The organism is Sulfurospirillum sp. E15m (genome assembly GCF_059415145.1).
In genome coordinates, this window is record NZ_JCAHZS010000009.1 from 1 (window position 1) to 14,550 (window position 14,550).

17 protein-coding genes and 1 pseudogene are annotated in these 14,550 nt (G+C 39.2%); 10 read left to right on the top strand and 8 right to left on the bottom strand.

Annotated elements, in window-relative coordinates; all coding sequences use genetic code 11:
* Both AC5SLP_RS11590 and thiE read left to right on the top strand, forming a co-directional pair.
* Positions 1–413, top strand: a pseudogene (locus AC5SLP_RS11590) (methyl-accepting chemotaxis protein); the annotation flags it as partial.
* A gap of 91 nt (positions 414–504) precedes the next feature.
* Positions 505–1,149, top strand: a complete 645-nt coding sequence (gene thiE, locus AC5SLP_RS11595) for a thiamine phosphate synthase (protein WP_495255317.1) — start codon at positions 505–507, stop codon at positions 1,147–1,149.
* On the opposite strand, the gene AC5SLP_RS11600 is transcribed toward thiE, so the two are convergent.
* Entirely contained in the window at positions 1,141–1,524 is a 384-nt protein-coding gene (locus AC5SLP_RS11600; protein ID WP_495255318.1) for a bactofilin family protein, read from the bottom strand. The two genes, thiE and AC5SLP_RS11600, sit on opposite strands and share 9 nt — an antisense overlap.
* 57 nt (positions 1,525–1,581) lie before the next feature.
* Positions 1,582–3,045 (bottom strand): carbon starvation CstA family protein, encoded by a 1,464-nt coding sequence (locus AC5SLP_RS11605; protein ID WP_495255319.1) that lies wholly within the window; start codon positions 3,043–3,045, stop codon positions 1,582–1,584.
* Between the two features lie 247 nt (positions 3,046–3,292).
* Here AC5SLP_RS11605 and AC5SLP_RS11610 point away from each other — a divergent pair, with 247 nt between their 5' ends.
* Entirely contained in the window at positions 3,293–3,967 is a 675-nt protein-coding gene (locus tag AC5SLP_RS11610) for a response regulator transcription factor (protein WP_495255320.1), read from the top strand.
* Here the strand turns inward: AC5SLP_RS11610 and AC5SLP_RS11615 are convergent.
* Entirely contained in the window at positions 3,956–5,512 is a 1,557-nt protein-coding gene (locus AC5SLP_RS11615; protein WP_495255321.1) for a transporter substrate-binding domain-containing protein, read from the bottom strand. The genes AC5SLP_RS11610 and AC5SLP_RS11615 overlap by 12 nt on opposite strands.
* Positions 5,513–5,611: 99 nt before the next feature.
* Here AC5SLP_RS11615 and AC5SLP_RS11620 point away from each other — a divergent pair, with 99 nt between their 5' ends.
* On the top strand, positions 5,612–6,598 hold the full coding sequence (locus tag AC5SLP_RS11620; protein ID WP_495255322.1) for an acyltransferase family protein: 987 nt from the start codon (positions 5,612–5,614) through the stop codon (positions 6,596–6,598).
* A 36-nt stretch (positions 6,599–6,634) separates the two neighbouring features.
* On the opposite strand, the gene AC5SLP_RS11625 is transcribed toward AC5SLP_RS11620, so the two are convergent.
* Entirely contained in the window at positions 6,635–7,147 is a 513-nt protein-coding gene (locus AC5SLP_RS11625) for a ferritin family protein (RefSeq protein ID WP_495255323.1), read from the bottom strand.
* A gap of 85 nt (positions 7,148–7,232) precedes the next feature.
* Positions 7,233–7,889 (bottom strand): PAQR family membrane homeostasis protein TrhA, encoded by a 657-nt coding sequence (gene trhA, locus AC5SLP_RS11630; protein ID WP_495255324.1) that lies wholly within the window; start codon positions 7,887–7,889, stop codon positions 7,233–7,235.
* Between the two features lie 79 nt (positions 7,890–7,968).
* On the opposite strand from trhA, the gene AC5SLP_RS11635 reads away from it, so the two are divergent.
* The 5 genes from AC5SLP_RS11635 to AC5SLP_RS11655 all read left to right on the top strand — a co-directional run bounded on the left by AC5SLP_RS11635 (position 7,969) and on the right by AC5SLP_RS11655 (position 12,497).
* Positions 7,969–8,961 carry an SPM autocatalytic domain-containing protein gene (locus AC5SLP_RS11635; RefSeq protein WP_495255325.1) on the top strand — a complete coding sequence of 331 codons (993 nt, stop codon included), beginning with the start codon at positions 7,969–7,971 and terminating at the stop codon, positions 8,959–8,961.
* Positions 8,962–9,018: 57 nt separating this feature from the next.
* Positions 9,019–9,645, top strand: coding sequence for a LysE family translocator (locus AC5SLP_RS11640; RefSeq protein ID WP_495255326.1), 627 nt, complete (start codon positions 9,019–9,021; stop codon positions 9,643–9,645).
* Positions 9,646–9,799: 154 nt separating this feature from the next.
* Complete coding sequence (locus tag AC5SLP_RS11645) at positions 9,800–10,543, top strand: (Fe-S)-binding protein (RefSeq protein ID WP_495255327.1); 744 nt, start codon at positions 9,800–9,802, stop codon at positions 10,541–10,543.
* Positions 10,540–11,913 carry a lactate utilization protein B gene (locus tag AC5SLP_RS11650; protein WP_495255328.1) on the top strand — a complete coding sequence of 458 codons (1,374 nt, stop codon included), beginning with the start codon at positions 10,540–10,542 and terminating at the stop codon, positions 11,911–11,913. The genes AC5SLP_RS11645 and AC5SLP_RS11650 overlap by 4 nt, the downstream gene beginning before the upstream one ends.
* Entirely contained in the window at positions 11,910–12,497 is a 588-nt protein-coding gene (locus AC5SLP_RS11655; protein ID WP_495255329.1) for a LutC/YkgG family protein, read from the top strand. Before AC5SLP_RS11650 ends, AC5SLP_RS11655 begins: the two co-directional genes overlap by 4 nt.
* A gap of 72 nt (positions 12,498–12,569) precedes the next feature.
* Here the strand turns inward: AC5SLP_RS11655 and AC5SLP_RS11660 are convergent, their stop codons facing one another.
* The gene (locus tag AC5SLP_RS11660; protein ID WP_495255330.1) at positions 12,570–13,475 is read right to left on the bottom strand and encodes a DMT family transporter; all 906 of its coding nucleotides are present in this window, start codon (positions 13,473–13,475) and stop codon (positions 12,570–12,572) included.
* Complete coding sequence (locus tag AC5SLP_RS11665) at positions 13,456–13,605, bottom strand: hypothetical protein (protein ID WP_495255331.1); 150 nt, start codon at positions 13,603–13,605, stop codon at positions 13,456–13,458. Before AC5SLP_RS11665 ends, AC5SLP_RS11660 begins: the two co-directional genes overlap by 20 nt.
* Between AC5SLP_RS11665 and AC5SLP_RS11670 the strand changes: the two genes are divergently transcribed.
* Positions 13,605–14,300 carry an arylesterase gene (locus AC5SLP_RS11670; RefSeq protein WP_495255332.1) on the top strand — a complete coding sequence of 232 codons (696 nt, stop codon included), beginning with the start codon at positions 13,605–13,607 and terminating at the stop codon, positions 14,298–14,300. The two genes, AC5SLP_RS11665 and AC5SLP_RS11670, sit on opposite strands and share 1 nt — an antisense overlap.
* Here AC5SLP_RS11670 and AC5SLP_RS11675 read toward each other — a convergent pair.
* Positions 14,283–14,534 (bottom strand): hypothetical protein, encoded by a 252-nt coding sequence (locus AC5SLP_RS11675; protein WP_495255333.1) that lies wholly within the window; start codon positions 14,532–14,534, stop codon positions 14,283–14,285. The genes AC5SLP_RS11670 and AC5SLP_RS11675 overlap by 18 nt on opposite strands.
* Positions 14,535–14,550: the final 16 nt, after the last annotated feature.

The window sequence follows — 14,550 nt, forward strand, 5'->3', positions numbered from 1 at the left end:
GATTTGCCGTTGTGGCCGATGAAGTAAGAAAATTGGCTGAGCGTACCCAAAAAAGTTTGGTGGAGATTGATGCCACCATTAATGTGGTGGTTCAATCCATTATGGATGCCAACACAGATATTGCTGCCAATGCGGCAGATGTGCATGCGCTTTCAACCCTATCCAATGAGTTGCAAGAAGGAATGAATAATGTGGCGAATATTATTCATAAAACGATTGATGAGAGTCACTATAATGTAGATAACTTTATTGAGACTTCCGATAAAATTAAACTCATTGTGGAAGAGATAGAAAAGATTAATGCCATCTCTAAAGAGAATGTAGGCAGTATCGATAATGTCTCTCAAGCCAGTGAACATTTACATGTTATGACAGAAAATCTCAACAACGAGCTAGGTAAGTTTAAGTCATAATTGTTTTTTTAAAATGCTCAAACAACGTTGCTATGTTTGGGCATTTTAAGTTTTTCTGAGTAAAATCTCTTTCAAAAACAAGAGAGTGAGCATGCTAGATAAAACCCTTCTTAAAGGACTTTATGTCCTCACCGATGCTAGTTTAACCCCCGAAGAAACTATTTTAGAGCAAGTAGAACGTGTATTAAAATCAGGCGTTAAAGTCATTCAGTATCGCGATAAATATGCCAGCGATGAAGAAGCCGAAAAACAATGCATACGTCTTCAAGCTTTATGCGATGTGTATGAAGCGCTTTTTATTATTGACGATAGGCTAGACGTGGCGTTTAAGATGAATGCCGATGGATTACATATCGGTGAGGATGATGTGAGTTACGAAGAGGCGCGCGCTGTGCTTGGCGCAGATAAAATCATTGGAGTTTCTTGTTATGGCGATATAGAACGTGCAAAAAAATATGCGTCTTTAGGCGCTGATTATGTTGCTTTTGGCGCATTTTTCCCTTCACCTACCAAGCCCCATGCGGCAACGATTCCTTATGCGATGCTTGCCGATGCCAAAAAACAATTGGATACACCCATTTGTGCCATTGGTGGGATCACTCAAGAGAACATCCATCTCTTAGCTGCGCATGATATTGCAATGTATTCGGTGATTAGCGCTGTTTATAAAGACGATGCGATAGAAGAGAATATCGAACGTTTTCAGGCAGTTTTGTATCCTGAGGGCTTAGAGTAAAATATTTTCCGTATCAAGATGGGCGATGGGTTCTCTCTCTTTTTTGGGAGAGTTCCATTGTGGTTCAATAATATGGCGGCTACCTTCAAAAGAGCCTTTTTGTTCGATGACTAAGAGGTGGCTTTTGATATCTCCTTTAAAGATTCCTCCGTTGCAAATCGTCAGAAGATCACACGTGGCTTTGCCTTCAAAAAAACCTTTAATAACAATCTCTTTAGCGACAATTTCACCTTTACATTGACCACTGATATCAACGGTAACGGATGTGTCAGAATAAAGTTGTCCTTCTATTTGAGCTTGTATCACGATAGGCTGTTGGGATGTAATCTTACCCTGTAAGGAAGTATTGGGAGCAATTAAGGTTATTTCATTCATAAAAAAACTTTACATGTAAAAGTAGGATACAGGCTAAAAAGCCTGTATCGTTAAAAATTATGCGTTTGCAAATTTACGTTTATGCGCAATACCAAGTTTAACCAAATAGATGGTAATGGCAACCGCAGTTGCTAAACCACTATTGACGGCTACATCATGGCTGAGTCCAAAAGGAAACTCTTTGGCTGTTAAAATATAACCCACCAAACTTGCCGTAATGAACGTACCTGGAACAGCTGCAATCCAGAAATTTCTTCCGTGTTTGACTAAATATGCTGTTGCTGTCCAAAGAGAGAATGCTGCTAACATTTGGTTGGAAAATGTAAAGTATTTCCAGATAGAAGCAAAATCAATTTGTGTGATAAAAAAGGCAATCACAAAAATAGGAAGAGAAATAGTCAAACGATTGGTAAGTTTAATTTGAGGAATCTTAAAACGATCTGAAATCGCTAAACGAATTGCACGAAATGCTGTATCACCAGAGGTAATTGGTGCAACAATAACGCCTAAAATCGCTAATAATCCACCAAAAATGCCAAGATAACCAATGGTGACTTCATTAACCACTAAACCTGGTCCACCTTTTGCAAGAACACCGCTTAATCCTTGAACGCCATCAGGGAAATATGCCATACCCACTGCCGCCCAAATCATCGCAATCACTGCTTCTGAAATCATTGCACCGTAAAATACTTTACGACCAAGATTTTCATTTTTAAGCGTACGTGCCATCAATGGAGATTGTGTTGCATGGAAACCACTGAGTGCTCCACAACTAATGGTAAAGAAAAGTGCTGGCCAAATCGGTGTGCCTTTTGGATGCGTAATATTAGCAATATCTGTGATTTCAGGAATTGCTAAACCATGAAAAATCATAGCGCCACCCACGCCAAATGCCATAAACATTAAAACAGCACCAAAGAATGGATAAATTCTACCGATGATTTTATCAATAGGATAAATGGTTGAGATGAAATAGTAAATGAAGATAATTGCAATCCAGAATGTTTTGTTGGCAAAAATTGTGCCTGTAAAAACACCTTCGCCACCAGGATTGAATGTCAAGTTAGCAAGCAGTGCCGCTGGGCCTACGATAAAAACAACACCAACGAACAAAAGAAGCATAATACTGACAATTAGCATTGCGTAACGACTGGTCTCACCCAAATAATCACCTGCAAGTTCAGCGATACTTTTACCTTTATCGCGAACAGACATCATACCTGACATATAATCATGTACGCCACCTGCAAAAATGGCACCAAATACAATCCACAAGAATGCGGCTGGTCCATAAAGCGCACCCATGATTGGTCCAAATACAGGTCCAAGTCCTGCAATGTTTAGAAACTGGATAAGATAAACTTTCCATGTGTTCATAGGAACAAAATCAACGCCATCTGCTTGTGCAACTGCAGGAGTGGGTCGATTAGGGTCCATTCCAAATGTCTTCTCGACAAATTTACCATACGTGAAATACCCAATAACGAGTATAACGATGGAACAAAGAAAAGTAATCACAATGATCCTCCTATTGTGAAATGTATAGCGTTAGAAGATAGCGTATCTTCACCGTTTGATGTACCTATGACAAGACACCTTGTCTCATATAAGCTGCATTATACGATGGCGGTATCACATATCAATAACATGAGTATTTATCAAAGTGAGATATGATTGAGATATGTATGAAATGAATTTGAACACTTTTTAAAGGTATCATTACGATTGAATCGCTATAATAAAATAAAAAGATTGCGGATAAAATATGTTATACACGCTCAAAGAGAGACATATCCTATTTGTTGAAGATAACGAAGAATTTGCGCAAAATTTTATGACGCTTTTAGGACTTTTTGTTAATAAAATCTTTCATTGTAAGACCATTACAGCGGCTCTTGACGCCCTCCAAACTCAAAAAATTGATATTATAATTTGTGATATTAAGTTGCATCATGAAAATGGTCTAAGCTTCATTGAATCAGTGCGTCAAACCAATACCACGATACCGATTATTGTCTTAAGTGGCAACAAAAGTGAAGAGTTTTTACTGCGGGCTATCCCGCTTAATCTCACCGCATATCTGCTTAAACCCGTGAAATACCAAGAGCTCATCGATACACTCAATCGTTGCACTACGACGTTAAATATGTCAGATCATATTTTGCTCAAAAACGGTTATGCCTTTGATAAACATAATCGTATCTTATTTACCAATGAAGGGTATAAAATTGATTTGAATAAAAAAGAGACGGCGTTAGTCGAGCTGTTGATTGAGAACCAAAACAGAGTCGTGAGTAAAGCGATGATGCATGAAACACTCTGGGATTTCGATGAAGTCAGCGACCAAGCCCTCTTAAATTTCATCATGCGCTTTCGTAAAAAAGTGGGTAAAAATTTTATTCAAACCGTTGCGGAAGCGGGGTATCGTTTAGGCGTTTAGCAAAATTGTGACACATACACCTTCTTCTGTGTTACGAAATGAGATTTTCTTATTGTATTTTTGTAAAATTGTTTTACACATAGAAAGCCCAACCCCTTTTGAGAGATTTTCTTCATAGATTTTCCCTTTGGCATTGTCACAAAATGTAATCATTGCCGAATCAATTGTTACAACAATTTTACGTTTTTGCACATTTTTTTCTCCAAAAGCATGCATGGCATTGTTAATAATATTGAGCCAAACCTGCATGTATTCATTTTTTATGCCAAAAAGTTCCACATTCATGTCCCCTTGGAGTTCGATGTGCACATTGTCCGCTAAGATATTTGTTTCTATGATAGACAGCGTTTGCCTTATAGACTCAGAAGCATTAAAATATTGGCGAATCGTCGATGGTTTGTAAAATTCAAGAAAATCTTGCATGGTTTGAGACATAAAATCAAGTGTGTTTTCAACACTTTTAAGTTTTTGTTGCCACATCTCTTTATCAATCTCTTGGTGATGTTCTAAAAAAGCCATGAGCATTAAATTGATACTACTAAGATTTGAGAGTGGTTCTCTCCACTGATGCGAGATGTTGCCGATCAGACTTCCTAGTTCTGCTTGCTTGGCTTGTTGTAAGATGATTTTTTGGTTTTCAAGGTTTAGTTTAACCGCTTCTTCCACCTTACGTTGCAAAAGATAGTTCCATAAAAGAACAATCCAGATAAGAGTGATACCGCCGCCTATAATGCCGTAAATGATTTTGGAATTAATTTTTTTTTGAACAGTAATAGGAGCATATTTATTGATAATAGCTTCTTTCTCAGCCGAAGTAATTGCGGCAATCCCTTGATTGATTATTTCACGCAGAAGCATATTATTTTGTGTAATGCCAATGCGATAAACAGAGTCAAATCCATCGAGTGTTCCCGCTACTTTAAGGTTGAAAAGCCCTTGACGTTTAATGGTGTGTGCCGCGACCATCAAAGGGCGAATCGTAATGTCTATTTTTTTATTAAGAACCATCAAAAGAGCATCTTCCGCCGAAGTAACCGTAAAGATGGAGAGATTTGGAAAGCTATCGTCCAGTTGGCTTAAAAAGGGCGTTTCTTTTGTGACCACCAGTGATTCATTAAAGACAGCGTGCAAATCGTCAATACCCGCATGTTCTTCTCGTGTAATTAAGACATTTTGGTCAATAAAAATAGGTTCGCTAAAGAGTAGCCATGTGTCACGTTCTTGAGTTCGTGTGATAAAATTAACAATATCGCATTCATTTTTACGAGCCCTCTCAAAGCTCTCTTCTTTGGTGTAGGATTGGATAATTTGAAGATTGAGTCCTGTTTTTTGTGCCACAAGGCGCAATAAATCCGCCGCAATGCCTTCGTGTTTCCCTTCAAGTGTTAGAACTTCAAAAGGAGAAAAAGCTGGATTAACACAAACTCTTACTCTTGGATGATGTTTGATGTATTGAGCCGCTTCGGGACTTAATGTGGAGGAGGGTTGTTGCAAAGAAGCCGACAGTGTGCTGAACAGTACCATCCAGCATAGAAGAGTTTTCACCAAATGTATCCCTTGTGTTTATCGGTAAAAATTGTATCATAATAAGTGATTTTAGAGTATGATGCGCATAAATTTCTAATTGCATAAAGGCGGGCAAATATGGTTTTAGAAAAGTTTGATGTCTCTATTACCAATGCAAGTAAAGGTATGGCGTTGATGCTCATTTTGTGGCATCACCTTTTTTACGAAAGACCTGAGGAAGGTTTTATCGTTTATCAAACCGCACTGTTGGCAAAAGTGTGTGTAGGGATTTACGTTGTTCTAAGCGGCTATGGCTTAGCAGAATCAGTGAAGCGCAAAGGATTAAATCTGCTTTCATTTTATAAACGTCGCGTCGTGAAACTTTATATGAATTATTGGTTGATTGCGCTTTTGTTTGTTCCTTTTGGCGTTTGGTTTATGGACCGGTCTTTGGAAAGTGTGTATGGTGAGCACATGTATCGCGGTTTTTTTATTCAGATGCTAGGCATTCATATGTTTACCGATGTAGGGTATGGGTATAATGCCACGTGGTGGTTTATGAGCCTTATCATCGTTTTGTATGCTATTTTCCCTTTAATTTATACCTTAACGAATCGTTTCCATATTTGGTTTGTACTCTTTAGTGTTGTTTTGCTCTTTGTTCCCATTCCTTTGGTGAATGATTGGATTTTTCCTTTTACGATGGGGGTATATTTATCTAAAACCAATGGATTTGTTGTCATGCTACGGTGGTTGGATAAACAAGGAAAAGGACGCTTTTTAACGCTGGCTGTTTTAACGGTTTTTGTGGCATGGTATCGTCAAAATGGTTATCTGTTTGATAGTATCAGAGCCGATACTTTCTTTGCTATTTTATTGATTTTTTGGACGAGCGAATTGGTTGTTGTCTCAACATGGGCAAAAAAAGCCTTTGAGTTTGTGGGCATTCATTCGTTTAACATCTTTTTATTTCATACGTTTATCTACTATTACTATTTCCCTGATTTTATTTATAGCTTTCATTATCCAGTACTCATTTTTGCCGTGTTGCTTGGCATCTGTTTAGTCATTTCAGTTTTGATTGAAGCGTTGAAAAAGAAGATAGGCTTTGATACGTTGATTTAGCCCAAAACAGTGTTTTGGGCTTTTACATGTATAAGGTTAGTAGTTGGCTTGATTTTGAACGGTTTTTTCGCTGAGATGGTTAAACTCGGCATTTTCAATCCAAGCCTCAGGTGCTGAGATATACTCGATAAGGTTTTCAATCAAAACCATATGCTGTCGCTCTTCTTCTGCAATACGTAAAAAAGCATTTTTTTGTTCACCTTCTTCTAACATCAACGCTTTTTCGGTATAGAATTTATAGCTGCTCTCTTCTGAGCGAAAAGCACTTTTGTAGAGTTCTATTTGGTCATTGGTGAAACTAGGAAGCTGATTTTCATTTTTCATTTTTTGAAAAATATTTTGAGTGTGCTTAAAAATATCGACTTTAGCTTGTGTCGGAATAATTAAGTTTTTACTCATCTTTTCAAATATAACGTAATGCTTTACTTCTTCTTCCGCAAGCATGTTTAAGATTGACTGTAAGCCCACATCATCTGTTTTAGATGCCAGTTCTCTGTAGTACCTTTCGCCATCTCTCTCAACGTTCATCGCATATTCATAGACATTCATCGCACACCCCTTTTTTGTTTGTATGGTCCAAATCTCTACTCATTTTATAGGAAATCTATGATAAATATCTGATAAAAGCTAAGGGTTAATTTTGAATTAAGAGCAACACTGCAAAAAAGTGAAAAATTGACCCACCGAGTACAAAGAAATGCCAAATGGCATGACTTAAGTAAAGCTTTTTCCAAACATAAAACGCAATTCCTACCGTGTAAATAATGCCACCCGTGAGTAGTAAGGAAAGTGGCAATGTGTCTAGGTTGTTTATTAAAGGCTTGGCCGCAATAACAACCATCCATCCCATCAATGCGTATAGGCTAACTGCTAAGACATGAAAACGTTTAGGATAGAGCAATTTTAAGCTCATACCGACTGTCGCAATGCCCCATGCAATACCAAACAGAGTCCATCCCCATGTGCCTTTAATCCCTAAAAGAGAAATCGGTGTATAGGTTCCTGCTATAAGAATGTAAATAGCGCAGTGGTCTGCTTGTCTTAAAATGGCTTTGGCATTTGGAAGGCGTATCGCATGATAGAGCGTGGAAGCACCGTACATGACAATGAGTGCAATACCAAAAACTAAAGCACTTGCGATTTTTGTACCATCACCGCTTTGTGCGGCAAAAACAGTGAGAAGCGTTAAAGCGCTTACACTGAGTAAAAGCCCTAAGCCGTGGGTAATACTATGCCAAATCTCTTCGGTTAGAGAATAAGAATGTGAAGTTTCTATAGCGTCTCCTTTCATAAAAAATAGAGAGAAACCATGTTCATTATACTGCGATTTTGCCGATTTAATTTTAAAATATTTTTATGAAAGAAAAACGATGCGTATTGATTCATCTTCCATCTTACTGTTTAACAGTCATAATGAGGTACAAAACAGTAGTGCTCTTAGCACTCAAACAGCGACCCAAGTGCATACGCTCGCGAGTGTTCAAGAGAGTGAAGCACTCAATGTCATAGCGCAAGGCATTGTTAAGACAATGGATGGCAAAACAATCACTCTCTCACAGCAAAGTTCACTTGCACGTTTTGATAGTTATAAACTCGAGACATGGCAAGATATTCCTATTATGACAGACCCTTTAGTCATCAGCCTTGATGGGAAATTGGCTTCTGTGGATAAAACAGAGACCTTTTCGTTTGACCTTAACCGTGATGGAAAAAATGAAGACATTTCATTGCTTGAAAAAAACAGCGGATTTCTCGCATTGGATTTGAATGGTAATGGCAAAATTGATAATGGCAGTGAACTCTTTGGAACCAAAAGCGGTGATGGTTTTGCTGATTTAAGTGCGTATGATGAAGATGGCAATGGATGGATCGATGAAAACGATAGCGTTTTTTCAAAGTTAATGATATGGCAAAAAAATGCTGTACAAGACCAGCTCATGACGCTGAATCAAGCCAAAGTAGGGGCGCTGTTGCTTGATTCCACCGATTCAAAATTTACGTATAGAAATGGAGCAGACAACAATGGAGCTCTTCAAAAAAGCAGCGTGGTTCTTTTTGAAGATGGAAAAAGTGGTTGGATGTCGCATCTTGATTTTGCAATTACGCCACCTGCATCAAGTGAAACTCAAAAGAGCAATAATCAAACAACCACAAGCAATAATAATGCGCTTTCGCCTTTTAGTGTCTCTAAATTAAAGGCAAATAGTACATCTTCTGATAGTCACAGTTTAGTTGAAACGCTCAAAGCCAGATTGAAAATTCTTCAAAAGAGACTTTCTAAAACAACAAGTCAAAGTGAAAAAGATGCGTTAATGCTCCAGATTATGAAGCTTTCGATGCAAATTGCGGAGCTTGGAGGATAATCTAAGAGAGTTGAGGGTATCATAGTCTTTTATTTTTACATGTAAAAGGAAATGACGATGTTAGACCTTCAAACCATCATCATGTTTGTAACGGCTTCCACGCTTTTAGCACTGGCTCCTGGACCTGATATTTTATTTGTCTTAACCCAATCTATGGTCAAGGGAAGTCGCTCAGGTATTGTGATTGCTCTAGGACTTTGCAGTGGGTTAGTTTTTCATACAACAGCTGTTGCATTAGGTGTTGCCGTTATTTTTCAAACCTCTTTATTGGCATTTACCATCCTAAAATTTGTTGGCGCTGGCTATTTGCTGTATCTTGCGTTCATGGCATTTAAAGATGCGTCTAAAAGCAAACTCAGTACCGATAAAACACCTCTATCGCTTCAAGCGCTCTACAAAAGAGGTATTTTTATGAATATCACCAATCCAAAAGTTTCTATCTTCTTTCTTGCATTTCTTCCTCAATTTACCAATCCTCAAACGGGGAATGTGACAGTGCAAATTTTTGTACTAGGCGCACTGTTCATGCTATGTGCTTTTACGGTTTTTTCCCTCATCGCTCTTTTGGCGGGACGTGTAGGGCATTGGTTTTCTAAAACCAAAAATGGTGAGAAAATTCTTAACCGAATTGCCGGTACCGTTTTCGCCGCATTGGCTGTTAAATTAGCCTTCACATCACGATGAAAAAAAGTACGCTTTTTTTAGTGATGGTTGCCCTATTTGTCGGGGTGTTACTTATCGAAATCATTCTTCAAAATATTTTAGGCGCATAAAAAATATCATACGTTTATTCGCTCCATAGTGTTACGATAAATCTAAAATCATTAGTGGAGAGGTTATGAAAATAGGTCTTTTTATTCCCTGTTTTATGAATGAGTTGTATCCAGAAGCTTCCATGGCAACACTCAAAGTACTCGAAAATTTGGGATTGGATGTCGAATATCCATTGGAACAGACCTGTTGTGGTCAAGCACAAGCCAACACAGGCTGTGCTAAAGAAGCAGGGGAACTTGCAGAACGCTTCTTTAAGATTTTTAAAGATTACGATTATATTGTAGCTCCCAGTGGTAGTTGTGTCAGTATGGTACGTCACAATTACGCGCAGTTCTTAAGTGGACGAGAAGGCTTTGAGCGTATGCGCACGCATACGTACGAACTCATTGAATTCTTACACGATGTTATTAAACCAACGACGATGAACGCTACATTCCCACATAAAGTCGGTATTCACAACAGCTGTCATGCGCATAGGGAACTTGGTATGGCAAGTATGAGTGAGAAGAATGTTCCTGAATTTTCTAAAATTAAAACGTTATTGGATAAAGTAGAAGGCATTAGCTATTCTGAACTGACACGAAACGATGAGTGTTGTGGTTTTGGTGGAACATTTGCCATCACCGAAGAAGCCATGAGTGTCGCGATGGGGCGCGCACGTTTGCAAGACCATCTTGATGCGGGGAGCGAATATATCACCGGTGTGGATATGTCGTGCCTTATGCACATGCAAGGTGTCATTGACCGTGAAAAAATGCCGCTTAAAACCATCTATATCGCGCAAATCTTAGCAGGAGATGTTCAATGAGTATCAACCATCCAGAACTTGCTGAAAAATTTGCCAGCAATGTTGAGCGTATGAAATGGCATGATAAAGCTCTGTGGTTTGTTCGTGTCAAACGTGACAACCAAGCAAAAAGTCTTTTGGAGTGGGAAGAGCTTAGAAACACTGCCGATAAAATCAAAGCCCACACATTAAGCAATCTTGATGTCTATCTTGAAGAATTTGAGAAAAATGCATTGGCGCGTGGCATCAAAGTGCATTGGGCAAAAGATGCTAAAGAGCATAATAAAATTGTCCTTGATTTACTGCATTCTAACAATGTCAAAATGATTGTTAAAAGCAAATCCATGCTTACAGAAGAGTGTCATCTCAATCCTTATTTGGAAGAGCATGGCATTGAAGTCGTGGATACCGACCTTGGCGAGCGCATCGTTCAGCTTCGCAAAGAGCCTCCTTCTCACATCGTGCTTCCTGCCATTCATCTTAAAAAAGAAGATGTCGGAACCACGTTTGAAAAATTTTTACACACGCAAAAAGGCAATGCTGATCCGACCTATTTAACACGCGCCGCACGTGCGCATCTTAGAGAAAAATTTTTGGGTGCAGATGCTTCGATGACGGGTGTCAATTTTGCTATCGCTGAAACAGGCGGTGTGGTCGTGTGTACCAATGAAGGCAATGCTGATTTGGGGGCGAGTTTACCAAAACTGCATATCGCATGTATGGGAATTGAAAAGATTATTCCTCGTTTAAAAGATTTAAGTGTGTTTACACGGTTACTTGCCAGAAGTGCCACCGGTCAGCCTGTTACGACCTATACATCGCATTATCACGGTCCCGTTGAAGGTGGGCAGATGCATGTGGTCATTGTCGATAATGGCCGATCAAAAATTTTGGGACAACCGCGCTATATTAAATCACTTCAATGTATTCGCTGCGGTGCATGCCTTAATACGTGTCCAATTTATCGAAGAAGCGGCGGGTACAGTTATGGGTACACCATCCCAGGACCTATTGGTTCGACACTTGCTCCAAGCCGCGATTTGAAAAAATATTACAGCTTGCCGTTTGCGTGCTCGCTTTGTTCTTCGTGCTCGAACGTTTGTCCTGTGAAGGTCGATTTAGCGCAACAGCTGTATCTTAAACGCCAAGATGTCGTAGATGCTGGTTATTTAAGCCCCGTCAAACATAAAGCGTTGAAGATGGCAACGTGGCTGATGATGCGTCCGAAACTCATGGACTTTGCTGGATTTATGGCTCGTAAAATGGTTCCATTGATGCCAAGAGCGTTGCTCTATTCTAAGCTCAATTTATGGGGGAAAAACAGAGAGTTACCACCATTTCCTGAAAACAGTTTTAAAGAACTTTACAAAGCAAAAAAGGGTATCAAATGAGTTCACGCGAAGCCATTTTAAAAGCGATTAAAGAAGCAAAACCCAGCAGGGTTTCAGCATTGCCTGAAGTGAATATCTTGCATACAACATTTGATAGTGTCAGTTCTAAATTTGCCACAGCCCTGAGTGGCGTAGGTGGCAATGCCGAATTTATGGAGAGTTATGATGACCTTAAGGCGTATATCAAAGAGCATTACCAAGATGCGTCGGTCATTGTTTCCACTATTGCGGGATTAGATGTTAGCACAAAAATAGCAAATGAAATGGATGACCCTCATCGTTTGGAAGATGTTGATTTGGCGATTATTAAAGGCGAATTCGGTGTGGCAGAAAATGGGGCTGTATGGATAAAAGAAGCCGATGCAAGGCATCGTGCGCTTTATTTTATTGCCCAAAAATTAATGATTGTTGTGCCAAAAGGTGAAATTGTCCATACGATGCATGAAGCCTATACGCGTATTGGCTTTGATGCAAAAGATACCTTCGGACTTTTTATCAGTGGACCTTCTAAAACGGCTGATATTGAGCAATCTTTAGTGATTGGAGCCCATGGCGCTACCGAAGCGTGCGTGGTGTTTATTTAAGACACCCTCTACACCCATCGGCAATTCGTTTGCCGATGAGTGCGACTGTTAGATAGGTTTTACATGTAAAACCTAGAGCAGTTTTTCTTTTACTTTAAATGTGGGCATCTGCGAGACAATAATACCTCCAAAAATGACCATACTGGCTGTCATCTCTGTTGGACTTAAAACTTCGCCTAAAAATAAATAAGCTAAAAGTACGGTAAATACAGGAATGAGATTGACAAAAACCGAAGCACGCGCCGCTTCTATGCGACTCAAAGCCAGGTTAAACATACCATAACCCCCAAGTGTTACAACGACGCCTAAATACACGATCCAGCCAAAGACTTCAAGATTTAAATGCATCGGTACGGTGAAGTATTCCCATAGGGCTAACGGTGCGAAGAAGATACTGCCTATGAAGGCTTGAATTGCCGTTAAAAAGAGTGCAGAGAACTTTTGGCTTAAATAGCGTACGGAAATAGCATACCATGAACCACAAATCATCGCACAGAATTCTAAAAAATTTCCTAAGAGGGGATTGCTCGCATGTTCGCTGCTTTGTGCTCCAAGACTAAGCCAAATTGCACCAATAACCGCTAAAAACGAGCCGATTAAAACTTTGTTGGTGATGTGTTCTTTTAAAACAAAGCCCGCCGCAATAGCCGTCATAAGAGGCATCATCGAGGTAATCATGCCTGCTTGAGACGCGGTGGTGAGTTGCAGTGCTTTCGCTTCAAAGATAAAATAAAAACATGGCTCAAAAAGGGTTAGGAGCAAAATATATTTGACATCTTTTTTGGTGAAAGGAAGTTTTGCAAAAGAGGGGATAAAATAGATAAAACAGAGGCTTGCAATCACCATACGACCAAAAACAACACTCATAGGTCCCACAGGTCCGATAGCCGCTTTCAGTGCGATAAACGAGCTTGCCCACGTGAGCATCGCCGTTAAAAGAAATATAATGCCTATAAGGTCAATCTTTTGCTGTTTCACATTCATCCTTCATTGTGTTATACGGTTCCAGTAAAATTGTATTGATGCGCTCAAACGAGAAAGGCTTAGAATCTTCAATCATATTAGGATTACATTTTGTAATCATTGGTTCTAAAAAAAAGAGAAGCATTGTACTCTTTGTTTGCTAAAACAAGTGATAAACGCTACAATCAAGCCATGGAAATTTTTAATCTACGCAATATTATTATCATCATACTCATCATTGTAGGCATTAACTACTATAAAAGCTCAAAAGAGGTAGATGTGCAGTCACTGAGCCTTCCTTTAGATACCAAAATACTTGCCTTTGGCGACAGCCTTACCTATGGTTATGGCGCGCCCAAAGAAAAAAGTTACCCTTCTTTACTCGCTCAATACCTTCATACCACGGTCATCAATGAAGGTATATCAGGAGAATTAAGTGAGCAAGGGCTTGCGCGCTTGCCTTCCTTGCTGGAGACCTACAAGCCTGACATTTTAGTGTTGTGTCATGGTGCGAATGATATTTTACGTAAAAAAGACGTGGCAAACATCAAAGCAAACATCACTCAGATGGTCAAATTAGCGCAAAGTAAAGGGGTCTATGTCTTATTAGTCGGTGTGCCAATGTACGATATTTTAAATTTTAACGTCCCTGATTTTTACTATGATGTTGCCAAAGAAAATGATATTCTTATCGAAGATGAAAGCCTCAAAACCATTATGCAAAGCGACAATTTAAGGTCTGACCAAGTCCATCCCAACGAGGCGGGATATGCATTGATGGCAAGAAAAATCGCTCAGATTTTAAGCGATAGTTACCATCCATCAGCGAAACCGTTTTAAAATCCCTTTTAAATACTCTTCTGCTAATTTCGTAATCTCTTCTTCACTCAGTGTAATGGGTGTGGTACTTGTGGGAATGTTATTGAGCAAGGTTGCTAGTTGCGAACAGGTTTTAAAAAGCTCTTCAGGGCTCATCTGAACCATTGCTTGTACCACCTCTTTGGGAAGACTTTTAGGCTCTAATTGATAAAGCGAAGTAACAGACGCTAAGAAATGCTCGATAGTAGAATGCAACGAAAATCCTTTTTTT

What these genes read in the sequence shown, in the direction of transcription:
- thiE (WP_495255317.1), top strand. Translation starts at nt 505, where the DNA reads ATGCTAGATAAAACCCTTCTTAAAGGACTTTATGTCCTCACCGATGCT.
- AC5SLP_RS11600 (WP_495255318.1), bottom strand. Translation starts at nt 1,524, where the DNA reads ATGAATGAAATAACCTTAATTGCTCCCAATACTTCCTTACAGGGTAAG.
- AC5SLP_RS11610 (WP_495255320.1), top strand. Translation starts at nt 3,293, where the DNA reads ATGTTATACACGCTCAAAGAGAGACATATCCTATTTGTTGAAGATAAC.
- AC5SLP_RS11620 (WP_495255322.1), top strand. Translation starts at nt 5,612, where the DNA reads ATGGTTTTAGAAAAGTTTGATGTCTCTATTACCAATGCAAGTAAAGGT.
- AC5SLP_RS11625 (WP_495255323.1), bottom strand. Translation starts at nt 7,147, where the DNA reads ATGAATGTCTATGAATATGCGATGAACGTTGAGAGAGATGGCGAAAGG.
- trhA (WP_495255324.1), bottom strand. Translation starts at nt 7,889, where the DNA reads ATGAAAGGAGACGCTATAGAAACTTCACATTCTTATTCTCTAACCGAA.
- AC5SLP_RS11635 (WP_495255325.1), top strand. Translation starts at nt 7,969, where the DNA reads ATGCGTATTGATTCATCTTCCATCTTACTGTTTAACAGTCATAATGAG.
- AC5SLP_RS11640 (WP_495255326.1), top strand. Translation starts at nt 9,019, where the DNA reads ATGTTAGACCTTCAAACCATCATCATGTTTGTAACGGCTTCCACGCTT.
- AC5SLP_RS11645 (WP_495255327.1), top strand. Translation starts at nt 9,800, where the DNA reads ATGAAAATAGGTCTTTTTATTCCCTGTTTTATGAATGAGTTGTATCCA.
- AC5SLP_RS11650 (WP_495255328.1), top strand. Translation starts at nt 10,540, where the DNA reads ATGAGTATCAACCATCCAGAACTTGCTGAAAAATTTGCCAGCAATGTT.
- AC5SLP_RS11655 (WP_495255329.1), top strand. Translation starts at nt 11,910, where the DNA reads ATGAGTTCACGCGAAGCCATTTTAAAAGCGATTAAAGAAGCAAAACCC.
- AC5SLP_RS11665 (WP_495255331.1), bottom strand. Translation starts at nt 13,605, where the DNA reads ATGCTTCTCTTTTTTTTAGAACCAATGATTACAAAATGTAATCCTAAT.